At 66.1% G+C, this 21390-nt stretch carries 13 protein-coding genes and 6 pseudogenes; 11 read left to right on the top strand and 8 right to left on the bottom strand.

The features are described 5' to 3' along the window. Positions 1-4: 4 nt before the first annotated feature. From ADY01_RS39665 to ADY01_RS36610, 5 genes and pseudogenes are all read right to left on the bottom strand, one after another. Positions 5-583 (bottom strand): Gfo/Idh/MocA family oxidoreductase, encoded by a 579-nt coding sequence (locus ADY01_RS39665; protein ID WP_420715589.1) that lies wholly within the window; start codon positions 581-583, stop codon positions 5-7. Further along, a complete protein-coding gene (locus ADY01_RS05460; RefSeq protein ID WP_049566406.1) occupies positions 546-827 on the bottom strand; it encodes an acyl carrier protein in 282 nt (93 codons plus the stop codon). Before ADY01_RS05460 ends, ADY01_RS39665 begins: the two co-directional genes overlap by 38 nt. Further along, positions 824-2218: a condensation domain-containing protein gene (locus ADY01_RS05455; RefSeq protein ID WP_078900028.1), complete on the bottom strand. Its 1395-nt coding sequence runs from the start codon at positions 2216-2218 to the stop codon at positions 824-826. The genes ADY01_RS05460 and ADY01_RS05455 overlap by 4 nt, the downstream gene beginning before the upstream one ends. Beyond that, positions 2215-3210, bottom strand: a complete 996-nt coding sequence (locus ADY01_RS36615; protein ID WP_078900027.1) for an FkbO/Hyg5 family chorismatase — start codon at positions 3208-3210, stop codon at positions 2215-2217. Before ADY01_RS36615 ends, ADY01_RS05455 begins: the two co-directional genes overlap by 4 nt. A gap of 358 nt (positions 3211-3568) precedes the next feature. Then, positions 3569-3736 (bottom strand): annotated as a pseudogene (locus ADY01_RS36610) (transposase); the annotation flags it as partial. 3 nt (positions 3737-3739) lie between these two features. On the opposite strand from ADY01_RS36610, the pseudogene ADY01_RS39660 reads away from it, so the two are divergent. Beyond that, positions 3740-3916, top strand: a pseudogene (locus ADY01_RS39660) (IS701 family transposase); the annotation flags it as partial. 293 nt (positions 3917-4209) lie between these two features. Here the strand turns inward: ADY01_RS39660 and ADY01_RS40295 are convergent. Continuing rightward, positions 4210-4371: pseudogene (locus ADY01_RS40295) on the bottom strand (LLM class flavin-dependent oxidoreductase); the annotation flags it as partial. A gap of 254 nt (positions 4372-4625) precedes the next feature. Here ADY01_RS40295 and ADY01_RS05440 point away from each other — a divergent pair. From ADY01_RS05440 to ADY01_RS39655, 6 genes are all read left to right on the top strand, one after another. Then, positions 4626-6119, top strand: coding sequence for an FAD-binding oxidoreductase (locus tag ADY01_RS05440; protein ID WP_049566457.1), 1494 nt, complete (start codon positions 4626-4628; stop codon positions 6117-6119). A 283-nt stretch (positions 6120-6402) separates the two neighbouring features. Beyond that, the gene (locus ADY01_RS35885) at positions 6403-8316 is read left to right on the top strand and encodes an ATP-binding cassette domain-containing protein (protein WP_053170527.1); all 1914 of its coding nucleotides are present in this window, start codon (positions 6403-6405) and stop codon (positions 8314-8316) included. Beyond that, complete coding sequence (locus ADY01_RS05430; protein WP_063784126.1) at positions 8313-10091, top strand: ABC transporter ATP-binding protein; 1779 nt, start codon at positions 8313-8315, stop codon at positions 10089-10091. The genes ADY01_RS35885 and ADY01_RS05430 overlap by 4 nt, the downstream gene beginning before the upstream one ends. 51 nt (positions 10092-10142) lie before the next feature. Further along, positions 10143-11021, top strand: a complete 879-nt coding sequence (locus ADY01_RS05425) for a glycosyltransferase domain-containing protein (RefSeq protein WP_049566393.1) — start codon at positions 10143-10145, stop codon at positions 11019-11021. A gap of 93 nt (positions 11022-11114) precedes the next feature. Next, positions 11115-11948: a glycosyltransferase family 8 protein gene (locus tag ADY01_RS05420; protein WP_049566389.1), complete on the top strand. Its 834-nt coding sequence runs from the start codon at positions 11115-11117 to the stop codon at positions 11946-11948. Positions 11949-12090: 142 nt separating this feature from the next. Continuing rightward, complete coding sequence (locus ADY01_RS39655) at positions 12091-12276, top strand: hypothetical protein (protein WP_199826167.1); 186 nt, start codon at positions 12091-12093, stop codon at positions 12274-12276. Positions 12277-12481: 205 nt separating this feature from the next. Here the strand turns inward: ADY01_RS39655 and ADY01_RS41490 are convergent. Then, positions 12482-12673: pseudogene (locus tag ADY01_RS41490) on the bottom strand (IS630 family transposase); the annotation flags it as partial. A 67-nt stretch (positions 12674-12740) separates the two neighbouring features. Further along, a pseudogene (locus ADY01_RS37945) lies at positions 12741-12902 on the bottom strand (IS3 family transposase); the annotation flags it as partial. A 417-nt stretch (positions 12903-13319) separates the two neighbouring features. Here ADY01_RS37945 and ADY01_RS36600 point away from each other — a divergent pair. From ADY01_RS36600 to ADY01_RS05390, 4 genes and pseudogenes are all read left to right on the top strand, one after another. Then, on the top strand, positions 13320-14417 hold the full coding sequence (locus ADY01_RS36600; protein WP_234320079.1) for a helix-turn-helix transcriptional regulator: 1098 nt from the start codon (positions 13320-13322) through the stop codon (positions 14415-14417). 41 nt (positions 14418-14458) lie between these two features. Beyond that, positions 14459-15091 (top strand): FMN-dependent NADH-azoreductase, encoded by a 633-nt coding sequence (locus tag ADY01_RS05405; protein ID WP_049566385.1) that lies wholly within the window; start codon positions 14459-14461, stop codon positions 15089-15091. A 236-nt stretch (positions 15092-15327) separates the two neighbouring features. Beyond that, positions 15328-15982: pseudogene (locus tag ADY01_RS05395) on the top strand (alcohol dehydrogenase catalytic domain-containing protein); the annotation flags it as partial. Between the two features lie 377 nt (positions 15983-16359). Beyond that, a partial coding sequence (locus ADY01_RS05390) for a type I polyketide synthase (RefSeq protein ID WP_049566376.1) occupies positions 16360-21390 on the top strand: 5031 nt, incomplete at its 3' end.

The raw sequence follows: 21390 nt of genomic DNA, 5'->3' as shown, positions 1-21390 counted from the left end.
CGGGTCACGTCGCGCTCGGCGTGCGAAGCCCACGCGGCGCACACGGTGACCAACGGACCGCCGCCAAGGTCGCCTCGGCGTGGGCCGCGCGAGGGAGTCGCCAGCGCCCCGCCGCCGGCTCGGCGGCGGGGCGCTCGGTGAACCACCCGCCGGAAGCGGGGATGCCGCTGGCGCGGATCCACGACGGTTCCACGCCTACAGCGTGCCGAGCTCCGACAGCAGCGTGCGCAGCGGCCTCGCCCGAGTTCACGCAGACCGGCTTCTCGACGAACGCGGAGATTCCCCGTCCCAACAGCGAGATCGCTGTGGCGGCGTGCGCGTGATCGGGAGTCGCGACCCCGGCCAGATCCACCTTGTCCGGCCGGAGGTCGCCAGGTTCGCCGAGGGGCCGTGCGGCGGGGAACAGACCGATGGCCCACGTGGTCGCGACCGGGTCCGGGTCGTGCACGGCGATGACGGTGAACTCGGGATGATCGCTGAGCATCGGCGCCCAGAGCTCGCGGACCGCCCAGCCGAGACCAAGGGCCGGGAGGGACGCCTTCCGCTCACTGCGGTCGGCCGCCCAAGCGAATGATGCTCTCAGCCAACAAACCGACCGAGTCCACGCTCCGGATCGTCTCGTCCTGGTCGGCGAGGTCGACGCCGAACTCGTCCTCGGCCCTGGCGAGCAGCTGAACGATGGCGATCGAGTCGAACCCGGCGAACTGCCTGAGTGACGCCTCTTCGCTGATCTCGGACTCGTCGCAGCCGGGCACCAGCTCCACCACCCATGCCGTCAGTTGACGCGCGATCGCGGAACGGTCAATCATCTCGGCTTCATCGGTCACGAGAGCCCTCCGTCTGTCTCCACGACTTCGGCCAGTGTGGCCTTGAACACGTCGACCGCCGGCAGGTGACGACTGTCGGACAGCATGGCGAGCGCGAACGCCTCCATCGCCAGAAGGATCACGCGGGGTTCCGCAACGGGTATGTAGCACCGGTCGATCATTACGGCCGGCGCCGGCGCACCCGCTCCCTGCCGGACCTCCATATGGAACTTGTCGTCGTAGTACTGAAGTCTCTGGGGAGGCTCGATGACGGTCTGAGATCGAAGCGAGCGTATCTCAGGAACAGCTAGGAGTTGCTGCGGCTGGGAACTGGCAGCGGCGTCACGGAAGTCGTTGTGCATGGCGTCGAATTTGGCAGGATCGACGATCTTTTCGAGCTCGTCGATACGGTATCTGCCCATCGAGTAACCGCGGATGCTCGCAACCATGGAGCGCTGGACGACCTCATCGAAAACTGCGTCCGCCACCCGCACATCGAAGGCACATGCTTGGGACAGGTTGCCGATGTAACGCTTTTCGCCGGCAGTGAACCGATTGGAGATCATGCATCGCAGCGCGCTGGTCGCATGACCTGACAGAGCCGACACTGCCGTCGCCGACAACGCCACATAGACGGCCGGCGAGGTGACCTGATTCCGGTCGGCGATCCGATCGAACGCGGATCCGAGCGCCGGTGAAAACATGGAGGCGCGCAGCCAACGCGGCTCGCGCTCGTCGTGAACTCTCTTCGCGAAGTTGGTGACATCGACCCGTTCCAGGAAGCGCTGCCACCGTGTGATCGTTCGCTCGTTTCGCAGAACGCCGCTCGGGCTGCTCTCCTCCAACGCTTTCGACACCGGCGTCAACAGGGCTTGGCCGTCGCCATACCGATGGTCACCGGCCAGCCGCGCGGTGAATTCCTCGATGAGTCGATTACGCGCCAGTCCGTCGATCGACAGGTGTGATACGACGACGAGCAGCCATGCCGGACGCCCCTCAACATGGCGGACGCTGAATCGTGCAGGAAATTCGGAATCGAAATCAAATGAGCGATCGGCCAAACGATTGATCGAGTGATCCAGCGACCCCTCGGTGTCGTGCTCCAGCAGAACCTCGACCTCGCCTGATTCGGCCACCTCCTGTCTGCCGATTCCATCGTCCGAGTCAAAGTAGCGGGTCCGCAGGGCCTCGTGTTTGACAAGCATGTCCCGAATCACGGACAGCACGTCGTCGAGTGAGCAGGCAGACGGTATTTCAACTCGAAGACTGACGTTGAGATAGGTGTCGTAAGGGCGAAATTTCTTGACCGCGCCCCACATTCCGAACTGGGACCAGGTCATCGGCGCAACAGCGCCGGCAAGGCCCGAGAACCGCACCGTCGTCGACGTGGCCGACGCTGCCGCGGCATTCATTTTGTGTCACCGTGGTGATCGGGAACGTTCATATCGAGCACGCCTTCTACCTCCAGCAACAGCTCGCTCCTACAGATATCTGTGTTGAATATCTCGATGGGAACCCCGGGAGCGACGGCTCCTCCCAGTCTTTTCCGGACATACAAGGCGTCACTCTCATGGCGCACATAGACCTTCAGCAGGCTAAAAGAGTCCAGATCTACCGTGGCGTCAGACTTTCTTGATATATATTCGAGGAGCACGCGAATGTTTTCGAGCGTCGTATCGCACTGGCCTTCGAGATATTCCAAGTTTACCGACCTGTGTCCGACGATACTTGCCGTGCCGGACAAGAAGAGCTTTTTAGATGCCGGGAGAAAGGTTGCCCGGGAAAAGCTCGGTGACCGCGGACCATATGCTCTGGGATATTGATGGGCCGGCACCTGGCGTGGACTCTCAAAGTGGACGGGCGTTCCTGATCGCTCGGCGATGAAGTAGATCATTATGCCGCCGCCGCGTGAACCAACCCCCGTAGCCGCCGACAGACGGGAGGCCATGGCAGCTCCCGCGCCCCCGAATCCCTCCGCTCTTCCCTGGCAGAAGTCCCGGTAGATCTCCAAGCCTTCACAGTTGGGGCGGTTGATATCTGGAATATAATTCCACATTCGAACCAGGTGGGGATAGTCGAGATCAGAGATCAACGCCAGTAGCTGCCGGTAGGCAGTCCTTGTCGCGTCACGGTACCTGTCCGAAGGGGGCAGCTGGAGTGCTCCGAAGAGATGTGTGCGGTCGTGACCGTAGACGATGTCGCCCTGACGGCCCGTGGATACCTCGGACGTACTCGTCCACGTCTCACAGACGTGCCCGTGAGATGGATCGCCCATCGCTATGCCGACCGTTGGGTAGCCTGCGTCCAAGTCCGGCTTTCGAGCTTGGCCGCCAAATTCGACGACGCCCAATATTTCGCCGCAGTTGTTCGAGGGCTTGCCCGTCGAAATGGCAACATCTATCATCGGCGTAACCTCCACAATAGACGCACGAACTGATCACTCAGGTAGCGGGGACGTGGGCCAGCAGAGCGCGAGCTGCGAGACGGTAGGCCGCAGCGTCGTTCCGACGCAACTTATCTCGCCTGCCCGGGTGGTCGGGCATTTCAGAGAAGATGAGTACGAACGGCTGAAGGACAACGCGAAGGCGGGAGCCGCGCGTTCAACCGCGGAAACTCCGCAGTTGAACAGCTCCGCAGTTGAACGGCGGAGCCGCGGGCTGGCGCTGATCCCGGTCCGCGGCCCGACGGCCGGCGAAACTGCGAGCTCGGCAAAACAACATGTTGGCTGGGGTCAGCAAGATGACCTGGCGGAATGGTCTCCTCGCCTTGCAGTCGTTGCGGTTGCCGGGCAGAGGCCGGCCGACCACCACGACGAGCCGGGCGTCGGCGTCGATGACGACCTGGTGGTTGGTGGAGTACCGGTAGTTCTTCGACTGCTCGGCGACGGTGTGATCACGGGTGGGCACCAGGCTGCCGTCCACGATCAGCACGGGGTGGAGGAGACCTTCCAGAGCGTGAAGGGCCTCGCCGGACTCGACGAACACCAACTCCGCCGCTACCCGTCCTGGAGCCGCTGGGTCACCCTCGCCATGCTCGCCCACGCCTCCCTGGCCGTCGTCCGCGCCGAAGAACACGCCCACCGGCCGGGCCCCGACGAACTGATCCCGCTGATCCACTCACGCAGCGGTGCCAGGTCGTACGAAGGCGAGCTCACCCCGGCGGCCCGTTCGATGTCGGCCGGGTCGCGGCCACTGTTGGCACAGTGCTCGTCGAGGATACGGTGCTTGCGCTCGGTCTGCTCCGGGTCCCCGAAACCGTGCCAGATGTCGGCGTGCCTGGCGACCAGCTTCAGCCTGGCGCGCCGATTCTCGATCCGCGGCAGCGCGTCGCCGAGGTGGTCCAACCGGCTGCCGGCGGTGCCGAACTCATAGCCGTACTCATCGCAGTCCCGCTGGGTAGTCCCGCTGGACCAGCCGGAGCCGAGGCCGAGGATCGGTCGGCCCGGGGAGACGTGGTCGACGGTACGTGCCATGTCCGCCGGCAGATCCGGGTCGCGGTAGCTGTTCCAGGTGACGAGCGCGCCGATCTCGATCCTGGTGGTCGCCTCGGCCAAGGCCCCGAGCATCGTTCAGCACTCGAAGTGCTTGCCGTGCGGTGCGCCGTCGACCGGGACGAAATGATCCCAGTTGAAGGCGATATCGACGCCGATCTCCTCGGCCTCGGCGACGACTCGGCGTGTTGGGGCCGTACATTTACGCCGATGCGCACGGGGTGGGCGTAGGTGTTGGTCACGAAACTCAACCCTTTGCCGGTGCTGGACAGGCGCGTCTTGTCTGATGGGACACGAAGGGTGAAAGCAGAGGGATGGAAGGGATGGACATGAGCGGTGCCGTCACCGCGGCGGACGCGCGGTATCCGGACGTGGTCCGCGGCCTCAACCCGAGGTACGTCGCCAATCCCGAGGCGGTCTACCTCGTCGATTCCGCGGCCGAGGTGGCCGAGGTCGTCCAGCAGGCGGTCGACGGGCGCAAACGGCTCACCGTCCGCAGCGGTGGCCACTGCCTGGAGGACTTCGTATTCAACCCGGACGTCCAGGTGGTACTGGACCTCTCCGAGATGAATCAGGTGTACTTCGACGCCGAACGCGGGGCGGTCGCCGTCGAGCCGGGTGCCACCCTGATAGAGATCTACGAGTTGATGGCCACCGCGTGGGGCGTCACGATTCCCGCCGGCAGCTTCTCCTCGGTCGGCGCCGGCGGACACGTCGCGGGCGGGGGATACGGTTTCCTGTCGCGGGCCCACGGCATGGCCGTCGACCACCTCCACGCGGTGGAGGTGGTCGTCGTGGACGCCAGGGGCATGGTCGCCACGGTGGTGGCGACCCGGGAAGAGGACGATCCCAACCGTGACTTGTGGTGGGCACACACCGGCGGTGGCGGCGGGAACTTCGGCGTGGTCACCCGCTACTGGTTCCGTTCGCCGGACGCAGTCGGAAACGAACCCCGGGCGATTCTGCCTCGGCCACCGGGCGACCTGCTGATCAGTAACGTCTCGTTCCCGTGGAGCGAGCTGACCCGTCAGGGATTCACACGGCTGCTGAAGAACTTCGGGGCCTTTCACGAGAGGCACAAGGCGCCGGACTCGCCGTACCTGGCGGTGACCGGCGGCCTGGACCTGACCCACCCGTCGGGCGGCCCGATCGTCCTGCGCACTCAGGTGGACGGCGACCACCCGGACGCCGAGCGGTTGCTCCAGGACTACCTCGCGGAGATCCTTGAGGGAGTGGAGTCCGGGTCCCCGCCCCGCCCGCGGCGGACGCCGTGGCCGGAGCCGGTGCGGCGACACGCCACGACGAACGAGACGCAGAACGACCCGACGCTGCGGGGGGACTTCAAATCGGCCCTGATGCGCGCGAACCTGCCGGACCATCAGATCGATGCGTTCTACCGGTACCTCACTCGCACCGATATCGACAACCCGACGATCGCGGTTTCGTTCGCCGGGTTCGGCGGCCGGATCAACGCGGTGGGCCAGAACGCCACGGCATTCCCACACCGGGACTGCTCGATGGCACTGCTGTGGACGGTGCTCTGGGACGATCCCGCCGACGACGCGACGTACATCAACTGGAATCGGGAGTTCTACGCGGCGGTGTACGCGGAGACAGGTGGGGTTCCGGTACCGAACGCCGTGACCGACGGCTGCTATGTCAACGACGCGGATAGCGATGTCGCCGATGCGAGGTTCAACAAGTCCTCGGCTCCGTGGCACGAGCTGTACTACAAGGACAACTACCCGCGTCTTCGTCAGGTCAAGGCGAAATGGGATCCCCGGAACTTCTTCCGCCACGGATTGTCCGTCCAACTCCCCTGATCAGGAGGAGCGGAATCCGCACGGGCACACCCGGTGCCGACGCCGCCCGCCGGCACGACCGACGAACCGCCTCACCCGACCTTGAACAAGATCGCATTCCGGACCGCCGTACTAGCCTGAGCCACCTACAGCACCTACAGCGATCATTCGAGATGATTCGAGACGAGCCGTTCGTCGGCGTGTCGACATGGTGACGACAGGAAAGGTGGGTACGGGGTGAAGGTCGAGGTCCCGGACACGCGCCCAGGTCGCCTGCGCGACGCCCTTGGCAGGTACTGATCCCATGCTGGATCTCACGTGGCGGGCATCGCAACGGCTCGTACGGATCCTGGCGGGCGGTGTCTGCCTGCCGGAGCGGCCGTTCCGCGACGTGCTCGGCGAGCGGATGCGGCTGTTGCAGATCATGGGGCTGGCGCCGTGGCCACTGACCGCCCTCCTGTTGGCCGGTCACATCATGACCGCGGTCGCTCCGGCGGCGTTGGCCCTGGCCACCGGCGTCCTGGTGAGTGCCGTGACGGACGCGCGGGCCGCCGGTTCGGTGGATACCACCGGGATGTTGGTGGCGGCCGGCTTCTTCGCCCTGGTGTCGTTGGGCTGGGAGCTGGGAAACCTGCTGGTGTCCACGGTCGGGCCGTTGGCAAACCGGCAGATCGACCGGCGAGTCCGCGACCGGTTGCGGCGGATGTCGTTGACGCCACCGGGGATAGCGCACCTGGAGGAGCCCGCTTACCAGGACGACTTGCGTCGAGCGTCGGATCTGGGCATCTCATGGCGCGTTCGCTCCCCCGGCACCGCCGCGACTGGCTACGTGCTGGTGCTGTTCCGGCTGGTCTCCGCGCTCGTCGCCGCGGTTCTCCTCGCCCGGTTCTCGCTGGTGTTGGCGGCGGCGCTGGTGGCTGCCGCCGGGTTGATGCGGGCGGTGGCGCGCGCCCAGTGGGTGGAGTTGCAGACGAGAGAGGAAGCGCTCGCCGGGGAGAAGCGTAAGGCGACCTACTGGATGGACCTTGCGGCGTCGGCGTCCGCGGCGAAGGAGGTGCGACTGTTCGGCCTCGGCGAGTGGGTGACCGCCCGCCGCCACACCGCGGAACTGGGGTGGGTGCGGCAGGTGTGGCAGATCAGGAACGCCGTGTACGCCCGGCAGGCCACAACGGCCGTGCTCGCGGTCATATCGGCGGGTTCCGCGCTGCTCGTTCTTGGTCTCGCGACGCGGAACGGCACCATCGGCGTCGACAAGCTGGCCATGTACATGGCCGCGTCCACGGCGGTGCTGAGCTTCTCGAAGCTAGATCTTGAGCAGTTCGACATGGAGCACGGCGTCGGCGCGGTTCGCGCCTTCGACCGGTTGGCGCAGCGCTCCGGTGTGGCGGTCGCCGGCGGAAAGCCCCTGCCGGACACCGCCGCTCCACCGGTGATTCGGTTCCACGACGTCAGCTTCCGGTACCCGGGAGCCGACGTGCCGGTGCTCGACGGACTGAACCTGGAGATCCGATCCGGTGAGGTCATAGCGGTAGTGGGCATCAACGGGGCCGGAAAGACCACCATGATGAAGCTGCTGGCCGGCCTGTACGCGCCGAGCGGCGGCCGACTGACCGTCGACGGGATCGACGTGGCCGCGCTGGACCCCGCGGCCTGGCGGCAGCGCCTGACCATGCTGTTCCAGGACTTCATCCACTATCCACTCTCGGCGGAGCGGAACGTGTCGCTCGGCGCCGGCCACCGACCGGTGGACCCCGCGGCGGTGCGGGCGGCGCTGCGTGACACCGGCGCCGATGAGTTCGTCCGCGAGCTTCCGCTGGGTGGTCGCACGCCGGTGACGCGGTCGCGTGCCGGTGGGATCGAGCTGTCCGGCGGCCAATGGCAACGTTTCGCCCTGGCCCGGATTCTCTACGCCGTGCGACAAGGCGCTCAGGTCGTGGTCCTCGACGAGCCGACCGCCCACCTGGACGTGCGCGCGGAGGCGGCGTTCTTCGACGAGGTCGTCGCCGCGGCGGCCGGAGCGACCGTGGCGCTGATCTCGCATCGGCTGTCAACGGTGCGGCGCGCGGACCGCATCCTGGTCCTCGATGGCGGGACGATCACTCAGACCGGCGACCATGACACGCTGATCACGCGCGGTGGTGAGTACGCCCGGCTGTTCCAGCGGCAGGCCGCCCTGTTCACCGATCCGGCCCCGCCGTCCACCGAGGTGATCCGGTGAGGACGTGGCTGTGGTTGTCCCGTCAGATGCTGACGATGGCATGGCGGATCGATCCGTTGCGCTCTGGCGCCTGCATCGTCCTGGTGGTGCTGTTGGCGGGCGTCAACGCCGCGATCGCGCTCAGTGGCCGCTGGCTGGTCGACGCCGCCGGGCAGGGGACGCTGGCGGGAACACTGTGGGCGGTGGCGCTCGGGACCGTCCTCTTCGGGTTCTCCGCGACGGGCTTCGCCCTCTACAGCAACCTGCGGGTCGACGTCAGCAACCACGTGGCATCACACCTCAGCAGCGAGGTGGCGGCCACGGCGTCGGCCATACCGGGAATCGCCCACCTTGAGCGGGCCGACTACCTCGACCGGATCGGGCTGGTGCGTAACGGCGCATGGGCGATGGCCGGGGCAGGCTGGTCGGCGGCGGAGACCGGAGCGTCCGCCGTCAGCCTCGGGCTGAGCCTGTGGCTGCTCGGCTCCGTGCATCCCGCCCTGATGCTGCTCACGCCGCTCGCGGTACTCCTGTTCCTTGCCGCCCACCGAGGTCGGATCCTGATCCAGCGCACCAGCGAGACCACCGCCGAGCTGGAGCGGACCGAGACCGAGTTGCACCATCTGTTCATCAACGCCGAGTCGGCGAAGGAGTTGCGGACCTCCGGTAGCGGCGAAGCGGTCAGCGACGAGGCCGACCGCATGTGGGTACAGGCGCTGCGCTGCCGCGCCGGTGCGATGGTCAAGGCCAGCGCCCTGCAACTGATCGGCTGGTCCATCTACGTGGCCGGCATCGCCGCCGCGCTGCTGTTGCTCGTCTCGCTCGTTGTGGACAATCGCGCGACGGTGGGAGACATCGTGCTCGTCGTCGCGCTCGTCGGCCAACTCCGCGACCAGACCGGCCAGACCATCACCGGCATCACCCAGCTGGGCATGGCCGGCCACGCCATCGGCCATTACCAGTGGTTGATGGAACACGCCCGACGTGAGCGGCCCACGGGCGGGCGCCGCCCACCGGGGCGGCTGCGCGAGGGGATCACGCTCCGAAACGTGGGCTTCCATTACCCCGCCACCGATCGGGAGGTCCTCACCGGGATCGACCTGCGCCTGCCCGCTGGAAGCACGGTCGCCGTGGTGGGCGTCAACGGCGCCGGCAAGTCCACCCTCGTCAAGCTCCTCACCGGGATGTACGAGCCCACCACCGGAATCATCGACGTGGACGGCACGCCGATGGGGGAACTCGACACGGTCGCCTGGCGGTCGAGGATGGCCGGTATCTTCCAGGATTTCCAGAAGTTCCAGCTGGTGGTCCGGGAGAGCATCGGCGTCGGCGACCTGCCGCGGATCGATCAGCCCGCCGAAGTGGAGCGCGCGGTGACCGGCGCGGGCGCCCGATCGATCGTGGCGGGCCTGCCGGACGGACTCGACACACAGCTCGGCCGGATCTTCAACGGTGTCCAGCTCTCCCATGGTCAGTGGCAGCGCCTGGCGCTCGCCCGCGGCCACATGCGGGACACGCCGTTGCTGGTCGTGCTGGACGAACCCACCGCGGCACTCGACCCGCATGCCGAGGACGAGGTGTACCAGCGGTTCCTCGCCCAGGTCCGCGCCACCTGCGGCGACGGCACCATCGCGGTGCTGGTCTCGCACCGCTTCTCCACGGTACGGATGGCAGACCTGATCGTGGTGCTCGCCGACGGCCGGATCGTGGAGACGGGCAGCCATGACGAACTGCTCGCCGCCAACGGCAGCTACGCCGAGCACTACCTCACCCAGGCCCGCGGGTACATCACATGAGGCCGATCGTCACCATCGTCAGTCGCACCGCTATGCGGCCGGAGGTCCGACATGCAGGTCATCACGATCGCAACTGATCTGAAGAATCCCTTCCTGGAGCGTCTGCTCATTCCGTCGTGCAATGCGGTCGGGCTCGACCTGGTCGTTTTGCATTCGGAGAAGAAGGACTTCACGTACATGGACAAGCGGACAATCCTCCGAGACTATCTGGCGCGGTACTGCGACGGGGACGACCTGATCTTGTTCACGGACGCGTATGACACGCTCTTCATACGGGGCGAGTCGTACATCCGGGAGGCATACGCGCGTCTTTCCCGGAAAGTGATCTTCTCCGCTGAGCCGAGCTCCTGGCCACTGGGCCCCGTTGGCTACCTTCTTCAGGGGGGTCCCCCGGTCCATCCCTATGCCTACCTCAACAGCGGAGGCCTCATGGGGCCTGCTCGCGATCTGCTTGACCTCGGCGCCAGGTACCCGAAGCCACCGAGCGACCAATTCCAGGTCCTGCGTGACCTGCGGATGCATGACTACGACACGGACGAGCGATTCGCATACAGCGACCAATATTATTGGACCCTGGTCCAGCTGCTTGAGTCCGATACGATTGGCCTCGATCACGAGGCGACGATCTTCCAGCACTTTGGTCCACCGGTGTCCGAACTCACGACCTTGGAGATAGCGAACAGCATATTTGACTTCCGGGCCCATGGCAGGGATGCGGCCAGTTACGAACAGGAGCGCGCGAGACTCCAGGAGCGCCTGCGGTCGCCAAGCGGTGCCGCACAGCTCCATTTCGCCAACCCGATCAACAAGGCAGTGGTATTGGACCTGCTCGCCGAAGGGCAACTTCCGCCCTGGCTGCGCGGCTCTATCGAGGGCGAGCACTCCGATGACTCCGATGACCGGGTTCGGGTGCATCGGGTGACTCGGTAACAACTCGACGTAATGCGGCGCGACCGGAAGTGCCCGTCATCATTCGTTCTGAAAGGACCAGAGTTGGCCTGGCTTCCGCCGATTGTTTGCGCAGTGGACGACAAGTTCGAATTGCCGTTGAGAGTTCTCCTCCACTCACTTGCCGCCACACATGCGGACTGCATAGACGACCTCCGGGTCGTGATCCTCTACGATGAGTTAAGCGACGCCTCGCAGCTGCGAATCCGCGACCACGGCGAGCGACTGGGCCTGCGGCTGGAGTTGATGAGAAGTCCGCCGGTCGACCCGCGCCTGCCGGTGCAGAGGCGATTTACTCCGACTATCTATCTTCGCCTCAATGTGCACGAGGTGCTCGCAGATGAATCGCGAGTGCTGTACCTGGACTCAGACCTACTCATCATGGATGATATTCGAGAGCTCCTTACCCTGTCGTTGAACGGGTTCGCTCTTGGCGCTGTTCGCGATCCGGTACGGCCGACGTTGGGCTGCGGGGGAGCGTATCCACCCTGGGATCATCTCGAATTGCCTGCGGATCGCGAGTACTTCAATTCTGGTGTGCTTCTGCTTGACCTGGACAAGTGTCGTTCGACCGGCGTCCTGGATCGCGCTTGTAAAATACTTGCCGAACAGCCGGAGGTAACCCGCTTCCCCGATCAGGATGCGTTGAACTGGTCGGCGGACGACAACTGGCTCCGCTTGGATCAAAAATGGAACACATTTGCCATGTCGATCGTGGTCGGCCGCGAGGACTACCACCATGCCGCCGAGAGCGTTGTCAGCCTGGAAACGCTTCTCCGCGCTGAGGAGGTCGCGACGATCCTGCACTTCAGTGGCCGCAACAAGCCCTGGCAGGACTTCTGTCCGGAAAGCAAGTCGCGTGACCTGTACCGGCGGCTTATGCGGATTGTGGAGTGTGCCGTTCCGTGATGGCTGCGACCGGGGCAGGTTATATGGGCGTCGACATCGGTGGGACGAAGGTCTCCCTTCGTGCCGTGCGTGGATCCGATGAGGCCGACGGCGCGGTCCTGTGGCGCGCGCGGGCGCACTGGCCGGCATCGCCGGCGGATGGATGACCACCCCGACCGACCGGCGCACCAGCCTGGCACGGCCGAAGAAGGCCGCGGAACAAGCCGAGTCGGAGCGGTCGCAGAAGAAGGTCGCCCGGCTGGAGAAGGATCTGGCCAAGCGGGACGCCGCCCTTGAGGCCATGGGAGCCTCCGCGCTCTTGGCCATGATCTCCGAGAGCGCGGACTGAAGCACGCCGTCGGCCCGGTCGTGGACGAGGCGTTCACCGGCCTTGGGCCCGGCTGGGCACGGCCGCGGCCTGCCGGCGGCTCAAGCCCCGCCCGCCGGTGGAGCCGAAGCCGCGTCCGGCACCGCCATCGGCCCTGTCGATGGCCGAACGGGCGGCGGCGCTGGAGCTGTTGAACCGGCCGGAGTACGCCGAACTGCCGCCCGCCCAGGTCGCGGACCCGGTCCGGACTGGTAAAGGTGACCTCGGCGATCTTCGCCACCGGCATGCCCTGCGCGGACAGCGGAACCATCCGGGCCCGCCGCCAGGTCACCACGGACCCGGTGCCGCGGCGGATGATCAGCAGCAGCCGCCTGCCTTCGCCGTCGTCGATCTCACGGACACGTACTCGTTCTGCCACCCGCCACAGCCTGATGGCCACGCGCCGCCCAGGACAGCACCCGAACGGTGCGTCACATCACAACGTCCTGCCGCACCCAGGTACGCAAGGTCTCGGTCGTTCCGATCCCGAGCCTGCTCGCGACGGCCTTCATCGCGGCCCACTCGGTGTCGTAGTCGGGGCGCACCTCGGCGACCATGCGGACCGCACGACGGCGCAGCTCAGCGGGGTAAGGGGAGGGACATGCCATGACTCAATCCTCTCAGAGAATCGAGCCTCAGTTCGACCCGGGGCGATTCATCGCTACCCTGGAGTGGCAGGTTTGAAACGGTTCAGTCAATATTCACGGTCGCTGTCGAGAGCGATCACATCAAGCCATGACGGCCAGGAAGGGCGCTTGAAAGTTTAAGTCGAACCTGAAAGCCTGATCGCTGAGGGGACGAGGGAGGGGCTTTAAATGCTGACAAGGTCATTTCTGGCAGATTCTGCGCGCATATGTCCCAATGCTGGAACATGCGCAAAATGTCAACTCATCCGACAGGCGATAGCTCTCTGGCTGAATGGCTGGTCCGACCGTAGTCTGTATCTTGCTGAAGAATCTGCTGCCAAGACAGCCTCTGACTCTTCATGCGACTGTGACCTGCGTACTAGAATGTGGTTGGCTTTCGTGCTGACAAGGAGAGGAGAATTCAAACGCGTAACGAAACTTCTCTACCATCCAGAGAATCCGAATAGCAGTCTCTTCGGCCCGGTGATCTCCCCGGCCGGGCTCTCGCTAGCCCGGTCACACCTGGCTTTCATGGCCGGAGACCTGGACGCGGCAGCGGCCCTGAGTGACCAGGTGCTTGCGCAAGCCGAGGGTAACTCTGAAAACCGTATCGCGAGTCACCTCATCCTGGCATTGATCGCTTTGCGGCGTGCAGACGTGAATGCGGCTTCGTCGCACATGCAGATGATAACCGACGACGCATTCATGGGGCGTCTCACCCTGCTGGCGGGACAGTGCGCATGGGTAAACGTGCGGATACGCGAAGCCCAAAGAGGAGCCGAGGGTGTCGCACCAGTTATCGAGGAACTCGTTGACTTCGGCCCGGTCAGCAGGAGCGTACTCCTGTCACAGTCGGCTGCCGCCCCCTGGATCGTGCGGCTGGCGCTGAAATTCGACCAGAAGCCAACGGCGCACAAAGCAGTGAAGCTAGCTCAGAAACTGGCTGAAATGAACCCGCAGCACCATGCGCTAGCCGCTTCAGCCCTCCACGCGCAAAGTCTATTCGAGCGAAATTTGGTCGATCTCCGGCTCGCTGCGAAGATGCAGGTCCACCCCTGGGCGCGAGCTTCGACTATAGAAGACATCGGGAAGTTCTTGGCCCGTGAGCGGTCGCAACAGGACCAGGCCATAAGAATATTTGAGCAGAGCGCTGACGCCTATATCAAGGCGGGAGCCCCACTCGATGCCTTGCGAATCAAGAAGAGACTGTGGGGTCTCGGTGTTAGGCACCACCAATCCCGTTGGCGCGCAACCCCACCGTCGGCGATCGCGAATCTCACCGAAACAGAAGCTAAGGTGGCTCAATTGGTAGCACAAGGAATGACCAACAGACAGACGGCTAAACACCTTTTCATATCTCCTCATACTGTGGCCTACCATCTAAAGAAAATATTCTGCAAGCTACAGATCTCCTCACGTGTGGAACTAGCCAGGGACTGGACCAATATCGGGGGTTTTCAGGGTGGCCTCCGGGCGGGTGACGGCGGGACCGCGTAGGCAACGGACAGGGCTCCCGTGCCGTCGAGAGAGGTGTCTTTGTGTCTTCTCTTCTTCACATCGATGCGAGCATCCGCCATGAGGGTTCCACGTCGCGTCAGCTGACCTCGTATTTCGTGACCCAGTGGCGGCAGAACCACCCTGACGCCGGCTACGTCCACCGCGACCTGGCCGCCCAGCCCATCCCCCATCTCACCCATCCCGTGCGCGAGTACGTTCTGGACCCCAGTCGCGATCACGGTCAGACGGACGAGGAGAAGGCGCTCGTCGACACGGTGGTGTCCGAAGTGCATGACGCCGACACGATCGTGCTCGGCGTGCCGATGTACAACTACACGATCCCGTCAAACGTCAAAGCCTGGATCGACCTGCTGGTCAGCCCGGCCCACGCGATCCTGCCGGGGGCCGACTCCGGTCCGCTCAGCGGCAAGTCGGTCATCGTGGTGACCGCGCGCGGCGGCTCCTACGCTCCGGGGACCCCGCGCGAGGGCCAGGACTACCAGGAGCCGTACCTGCGGCACATCCTGAAGGCGATCGGTCTCGCGGACAACCTCACTTTTGTGCACGCCGAGTTGACCCTGGCCGCGATCGTGCCGGCCATGGCGGATCTCAAGCCGCTGGGGGAGAAGTCCCTGGCAACTGCCCGGGCGACGCTCAAGAAGCTCGCCGCCTGATGCCTGCATGCCCGCAGATCTCTTAGGAGTCCGCACCCGCTTGCCGCAACCCGCTGGAGACCGCGGGCGGGCGGAAGCGCATCGCCAGCCGACCGAGGACCAAGGTCTTCCGGGGCGGCCACTTCTTCCTCGCCGACCGTGCAGCCGAGGTCATCGCCCCGGTGGCCTGGCGGCGCGCGCCCTGCTGCATGCGACCGGTGCAGGCCGATGACGCAACCACAGGAAGAAGACAGACTATGAACGAGATCATCAGCGCTCTCCTCTCTGAGGAGGTCACATCGGGAGATGTGGCGGGTGTGCGTCTGCCCGAGTACCACCGGGGCGATGTGGTGCGCCGGGAGACACCGCGATGTCCGAGGGGATGGACTCGAAGGCGAAGGATCTCCATAAGTCCCTGCGGGTGCAGGAGGTCGCGACACCGTAGCCGGGTCTGGGCGAGGCTTTGATCGCCGTGATGGCGAGCGCGATCAACTACCACACCGTGGGGTCCTCGATCTTCGAGCCCGTGCCGACCTTCGGCTTCCTCGAGCGCTACGGATGCCTCAGTGAGCAGGCCGGGCGCCACGACCTGCCGTACCACGTACTGGGCTCGGACCTGGCGGGGGTGCTGCGCACCGGCCCTGGCGTGAACCGGTGGCGCCCCGGGGACCGGGTCGTGGCGTACTGCCTCTCCGTCGAGCTGGAGAGCTCCGACGGCCACGACGACACAATGCTCGATCCAGAGCAGCGCATCCGGGGCTTCGAGACCAACTCGGCGGCCTCGCTGAGCCGGCGCTGGTGAAGTCCGACCAGTTGATGCCCAAGCCGGAGCATCCGACCTGGGAGGAGGCCGCCTCGCCGGGGCTGGTGAACTCGACCGCTTACGGGCAGCTGGTCTCCCGCGACGGCGCGTAGCTGAAGCAGGGTGACAATGTACTGATCTGTCATCGACCGCAGCTCCGAGGACTACCGGTTCCGGGAAGGACGAGACCACCCAGGTGAGCTACGACACGGGTCCCCACCACGCTTTCATACCTTCGACCGGGACCTACCAGAGCAGGGGATGCCCCGTGAATGCCGTCCTGTCTAGTGTCATACAGGTCAGTCCTCGACCTTTCGCGGACCATCTGGAGTCTTTCGGCCCTGCTCAGGCTGCGCCAGCCGGTCCAAGACATCGCAAGGTCGGAGGCCGACCATCACACGGTCGAGCTGACTCACCCCTATAGACATACATGCTTGCCGAACGGCAGTTGGCCATTCCCGATAGCCGGTTAGGAGTTCGAGTCAAGGTGCTTCCCGACCTGATCACCCCGCTTCCGGTCATCCTGAGCGAGAACGCGGGCCGGTTCCCGGACAAGATCGCTTTCGAGGACGACCGGTACGCGGTCACCTACAGGGAACTCGACGCACGGACGAGGAGACTGGCCGGTCACCTGGTCGGCCTCGGTGTCCGGCGCGGCGATCGGGTGGCTCTGTGTCTCGGCAACTCGGTGGCGATGGTGGAGAGCTACCTCGCCGTGGTACGGGCCGGCGGCATCGGCGTACCGGTCAACCCGCAGGCCGCCCCGGCGGAAATCGAATACCTCCTGGCCGACAGCGCAGCGGCGTTCGCCCTCACCGGCACTGCACACGCAGAAACTTTTCTTCAGTCAATTCCCCGGGCGACCCGCGGCGTGTCCGTCGTCGTGGCCGGCGCCCCCGACGCCCGTGCCGGGCACATGCTGCCCCCGGGCACCGTACCGTTCGAGGAACTCGCCGCCACCGAGCCCGTCAACGATGCCCCGGACAACCTCGGCCTTGACGAGGTGGCCTGGATGTTCTACACCTCGGGTACCACCGGCCGCCCCAAGGGCGTCCTTTCCACCCAGCGCAACTGCCTCTACTCCGTTGCCTCCTGCTACATTCCCGTGCCCGGACTCTCCGAGCATGACCGCGTGCTGTGGCCACTGCCGCTCTTCCACAGCCTGTCTCACATTGCCTGCGTCCTGTCCGTCACGGTCTCCGGCGCCACCGCCCGGATCATGGACGGCAGTTCGGCCGACGACATTCTGACTGCCCTACGCGAGGACCGGTCCACCTTCCTGGCCGGCGTCCCCACCACCTACCACCACCTGGTCGGCAGGGCCCGCCGCACCGGCCTCTCTCTGCCCGATCTCAGGGTCGGCCTCGTCGGCGGTGCCGTCACCGGCCCTGGACTGCGCCGCTCCTTCGAGGAGACCTTCGGCATCCCCCTCGTCGACGCCTACGGCAGCACCGAGACCTGCGGGGCCATCACCATCAACCCGCCCGACGGCCCCGTGGTCGAGGGCTCCTGTGGCCTTCCCGTGCCCGGTGTCGGAGTCCGGATCGTCGACCCCCGCACCGGGCAGGACGTGCCCGCCGGGCACGAGGGCGAGGTCTGGGTCAGCGGGCCGAACGTCATGGTGGGCTACCACAACAACCCACAGGCCACCGCCGAGGCCCTACAGAACGGCTGGTTCCACACCGGCGACCTGGCCCGGCGCGACGAAGCCGGCTACTTCACCATCTGCGGCCGTCTCAGGGATGTCATCATCCGTGGCGGTGAGAACATCCACCCCGACGAGATCGAGGCCGCCTTGCGCGTGGCCGAGGGCGTGGCCGACGTCGCAGTCGCCGGCATGCCTCACGACACCCTCGGCGAGGTCCCCGTCGCCTGGGTGGTCCCTGGTCCGGCCGGCGTCGACCTCGCCCGGCTGCTCGACCACTGCCGCACCCAACTCTCCCAGTACAAGCTCCCCGAGCGCATATACGAGGCCCGGACCATCCCCAGGACCGGCTCGGGGAAGGTCGTCCGGCGCCTTCTCGCTGACTTGCCGGCCCGGCTGCGATACGCCGCCGATGGTCACCACGAGGGACTGATGCTGAGGGACTGGAGCAGGGTGGCAGTCTCCCCTGACGCGCCGGAAGAGCTGCGCTGGGCAGTGGTTGGTCGGACCGCCGTCACTGACGGCCTGGTCGCCGCTCTTGGGAAGGCAGGCGTCGCCGACGTACGGCAGTACGCTGACCTCTCAACGTCACGCACCACCCCTGACACGGCCACCGACGTGACGGTTCTCGCAGAGGCAGACGCGGACACATTGACGCCGACCTGCGCTGAAGGGAGCAAGGAGACCGGGTCCCGGCTCGTCGTCCTTACCCGGGGCGCGATGGGCGTCACCGACCGGGACGAGACGCCAGATGGCGCCGAAGTTGCCCTGTGGGCAGCCGCACGGGCCGCACAGGCCGATGGGGGTGACGCCGCGCCGCTGACAATCGTCGACGTCGAAGCCTGCACCCCGGAGTCCGAGTACGCTGCGGCGCTGATCGCCGCCGTCTCCTCGGGCCTGCCCCAGCTCGCCGTACGGGACGGGGTACTGATGCGGCCCAGGCTCGTGCGCCTCCCCGTCACCGACAGGCCGGATCTTGCCACGCCGGGGATTGACGGCGTCGTGGTCGTTACAGGTGCCGACACGAAGACTGGCTCGCTCCTCGCCCGCCACCTGGTCACCGAGCACGGAACACGACACCTCGTGCTCGTCCAGGCAACGAATACCTACGACGAGTGGAGCCAGGACGAGCCACTGCCGGAGGGGGTGGATATCGTCCGCGTCGTGGCCGACGGCTCGGATTCGCTGGAGTTGTATGAGGCCCTGACCAGGACCGGTCCAGTGACCGCGGTCGTCCACACCGCTGATGATCCCGAACTCGCCCGAACGCTGCATGACGTCACCGCCGACGACGATCTCACGGCGTTCGTCGTGGTGACCGACGCTGCCGCACTGGTGGGCGCGCAGTCCGACGGCCTCGCCTCGACGGTGGTCACCGCCGCCCTCACCGAGGCCGTGGTCCGCAACCGCCGACTGCACGGATTGCCCGGCTCGCTGCTGGCCCTCGGCCGGCCGGACGAGGGCCCCGCCGCCTTCGACGCGCTGATCGAGACCGGATCCCCGGCCCTGCTGGCGCTTTGGCCGAGCACCATCAACCCCGGCGACCGAGTGCAGACGCTACTCGACACTCTGACGGAACAGGAGCCCCGCGCCACCGCCCAGGCCGACGAGACGATCACCGCCGCCCTGCGCGCACGCCTGGCCGATCTGGACGAGCGGGCCCAGCTTGCCCTGCTCGGCGAGATGATCCGCAAGGAGACTGCCGCCGTCCACACCCACACGAGCACCGAACCAACCCCGGTGGGCCGGTCCTTCCGCGACCTCGGCCTCGGCTCCCTCGCCGTCGTCGAGCTGCGCAACCGGCTGACCGAACGGACCGGGCTGCGTCTGCCCACGACCGTGACCTTCGACCACCCGACTCCCGAGGACCTCGCCGCACACCTTCGGGCCAGGATCCTGGGTCTGCACGACACGGCCGGGGAGGCGACGGCCGACAAGGATCGGACCGGGGCCGCCAACCCCGCGGAGCCGATTGCAATCGTGGGTATGGCGTGCCGCCTTCCAGGCGGTGTGGCGAGCCCTCAGGACCTGTGGCGGCTGGTCGAAGAGGGCCGGGACGGTGTGTCCGGCTTCCCGGAGGACCGAGGCTGGGATCTGGACGGCCTGTTCGATGCTGACCCGGAGAAGACCGGCACGTCGTATGCCGATCAGGGCGGCTTCCTGCACGAGGCGGGCCTGTTCGACGCCGGGTTCTTCGGGATCTCACCGCGTGAGGCACTTGCCATGGATCCGCAGCAACGGCTGCTGCTGGAGACCTCGTGGGAGGCGCTGGAGCGGGCCGGGATCGACCCAGGGACGCTGAAAGGTCGTGACGTCGGAATCTTTTCAGGCCTGATGGGACAAGGGTACGGGCTGTCGGGTGCGGCTCCGGCGGAACTTGAGGGCTTCGGCGAGACGGGCACGGCGTCGAGCGTGGCATCCGGGCGCGTGTCGTACGTGTTCGGTTTCGAGGGCCCTGCGATCACCGTGGACACGGCCTGCTCATCCTCCCTCGTGGCCATGCATCTGGCGGTCCAGTCGCTGCGCCAGGGCGAGTGCTCCATGGCGCTGGCAGGCGGCGCGACGGTGATGGCGGACCCCTCCACGTTCGTGGGATTCTCGCGGCAACGTGCACTGTCCTCGGACGGCCGGTGCAAGTCGTACGCGGATGCCGCGGACGGCACCGGCTGGGCTGAGGGCGTCGGGGTGGTGGTCCTGGAGCGGCTGTCGGAGGCGCGGCGCAACGGGCACCGGATCCTTGCGGTGATCCGCGGCAGCGCGGTGAATCAGGACGGCGCGTCGAATGGTCTGACGGCGCCGAATGGTCTTTCGCAGCAGCGGGTGATCCGTAAGGCGTTGGCGTCGGCTGGTCTCTCGGCGGCTGAGGTTGACGTGGTGGAAGGGCACGGCACGGGCACGGTACTCGGCGATCCCATCGAGGCGCAGGCCCTGCTGGCGACGTACGGCCGTGACCGGCAACCCGGGCGCCCGTTGTGGCTGGGTTCCCTGAAGTCGAACATCGGTCACACGCAGGCGGCGGCGGGTGTGGCTGGTGTGATCAAGATGGCGGAGGCGCTGCGGCACGGCGTGATGCCGGCGACGCTGCATGTCGATGCTCCATCGTCGCAGGTGGACTGGTCGGCGGGTGCCGTCCAGGTGCTGACCGAGTCCCGGGAGTGGCCCGACACCGGCCGGCCCCGCCGTGCTGGTGTGTCGTCCTTCGGTCTCAGTGGGACGAATGCGCACCTGATCCTGGAGCAGGCACCGGAGACGGAGCCCGTCAATGCGGAGCCCGTCGAGTCTGAGCTGACGGTAGACGTCGTTGATGGTGTGGTGCCGTTGGTCGTGTCCGCCGCCTCGGCGGGGTCCCTGGTGGGGCAGGCGGAGCGGTTGGCGTCCTTGGTGGAGTCCGGCGAGAGGGTGCCTCTGACGGACGTGGCTGCGGCGTTGGTTGCTCGGCGGGCGGTGTTGTCTGAGCGTGCGGTGGTGGTGGGTTCGCGTGCTGAGGCGTTGGCGGGGCTTGGTGCGTTGGCGCGGGGTGAGTCTCATCGTGGTGTGGTGACTGGCGGGTTGTCGTCGGCCGTGGGTGCGGGGCGGACGGTTTTGGTGTTTCCGGGGCAGGGTTCGCAGTGGGCTGGTATGGGGCGTGAATTGCTGGATTCTTCGCCGGTGTTCGCGGAGCGGGTGGGGGAGTGTGCGGTGGCGTTGGAGCGGTGGGTGGATTGGTCGTTGGTGGATGTGTTGCGGGGGGATGTTCCGGCTGCGCTGTTGGAGCGTGTGGATGTGGTGCAGCCTGCGAGTTTTGCGGTGATGGTGGGTCTGGCTGCGGTGTGGTCGTCGGTGGGTGTGGTGGCGGATGCGGTGGTGGGTCATTCGCAGGGTGAGATCGCGGCT

The organism is Streptomyces sp. SBT349 (assembly GCF_001083795.1).
Classification (GTDB): domain Bacteria; phylum Actinomycetota; class Actinomycetes; order Streptomycetales; family Streptomycetaceae; genus Streptomyces.
Note: the sequence above shows the minus strand (reverse complement) of the source record. Positions and strands in the feature narration are given on the sequence as shown.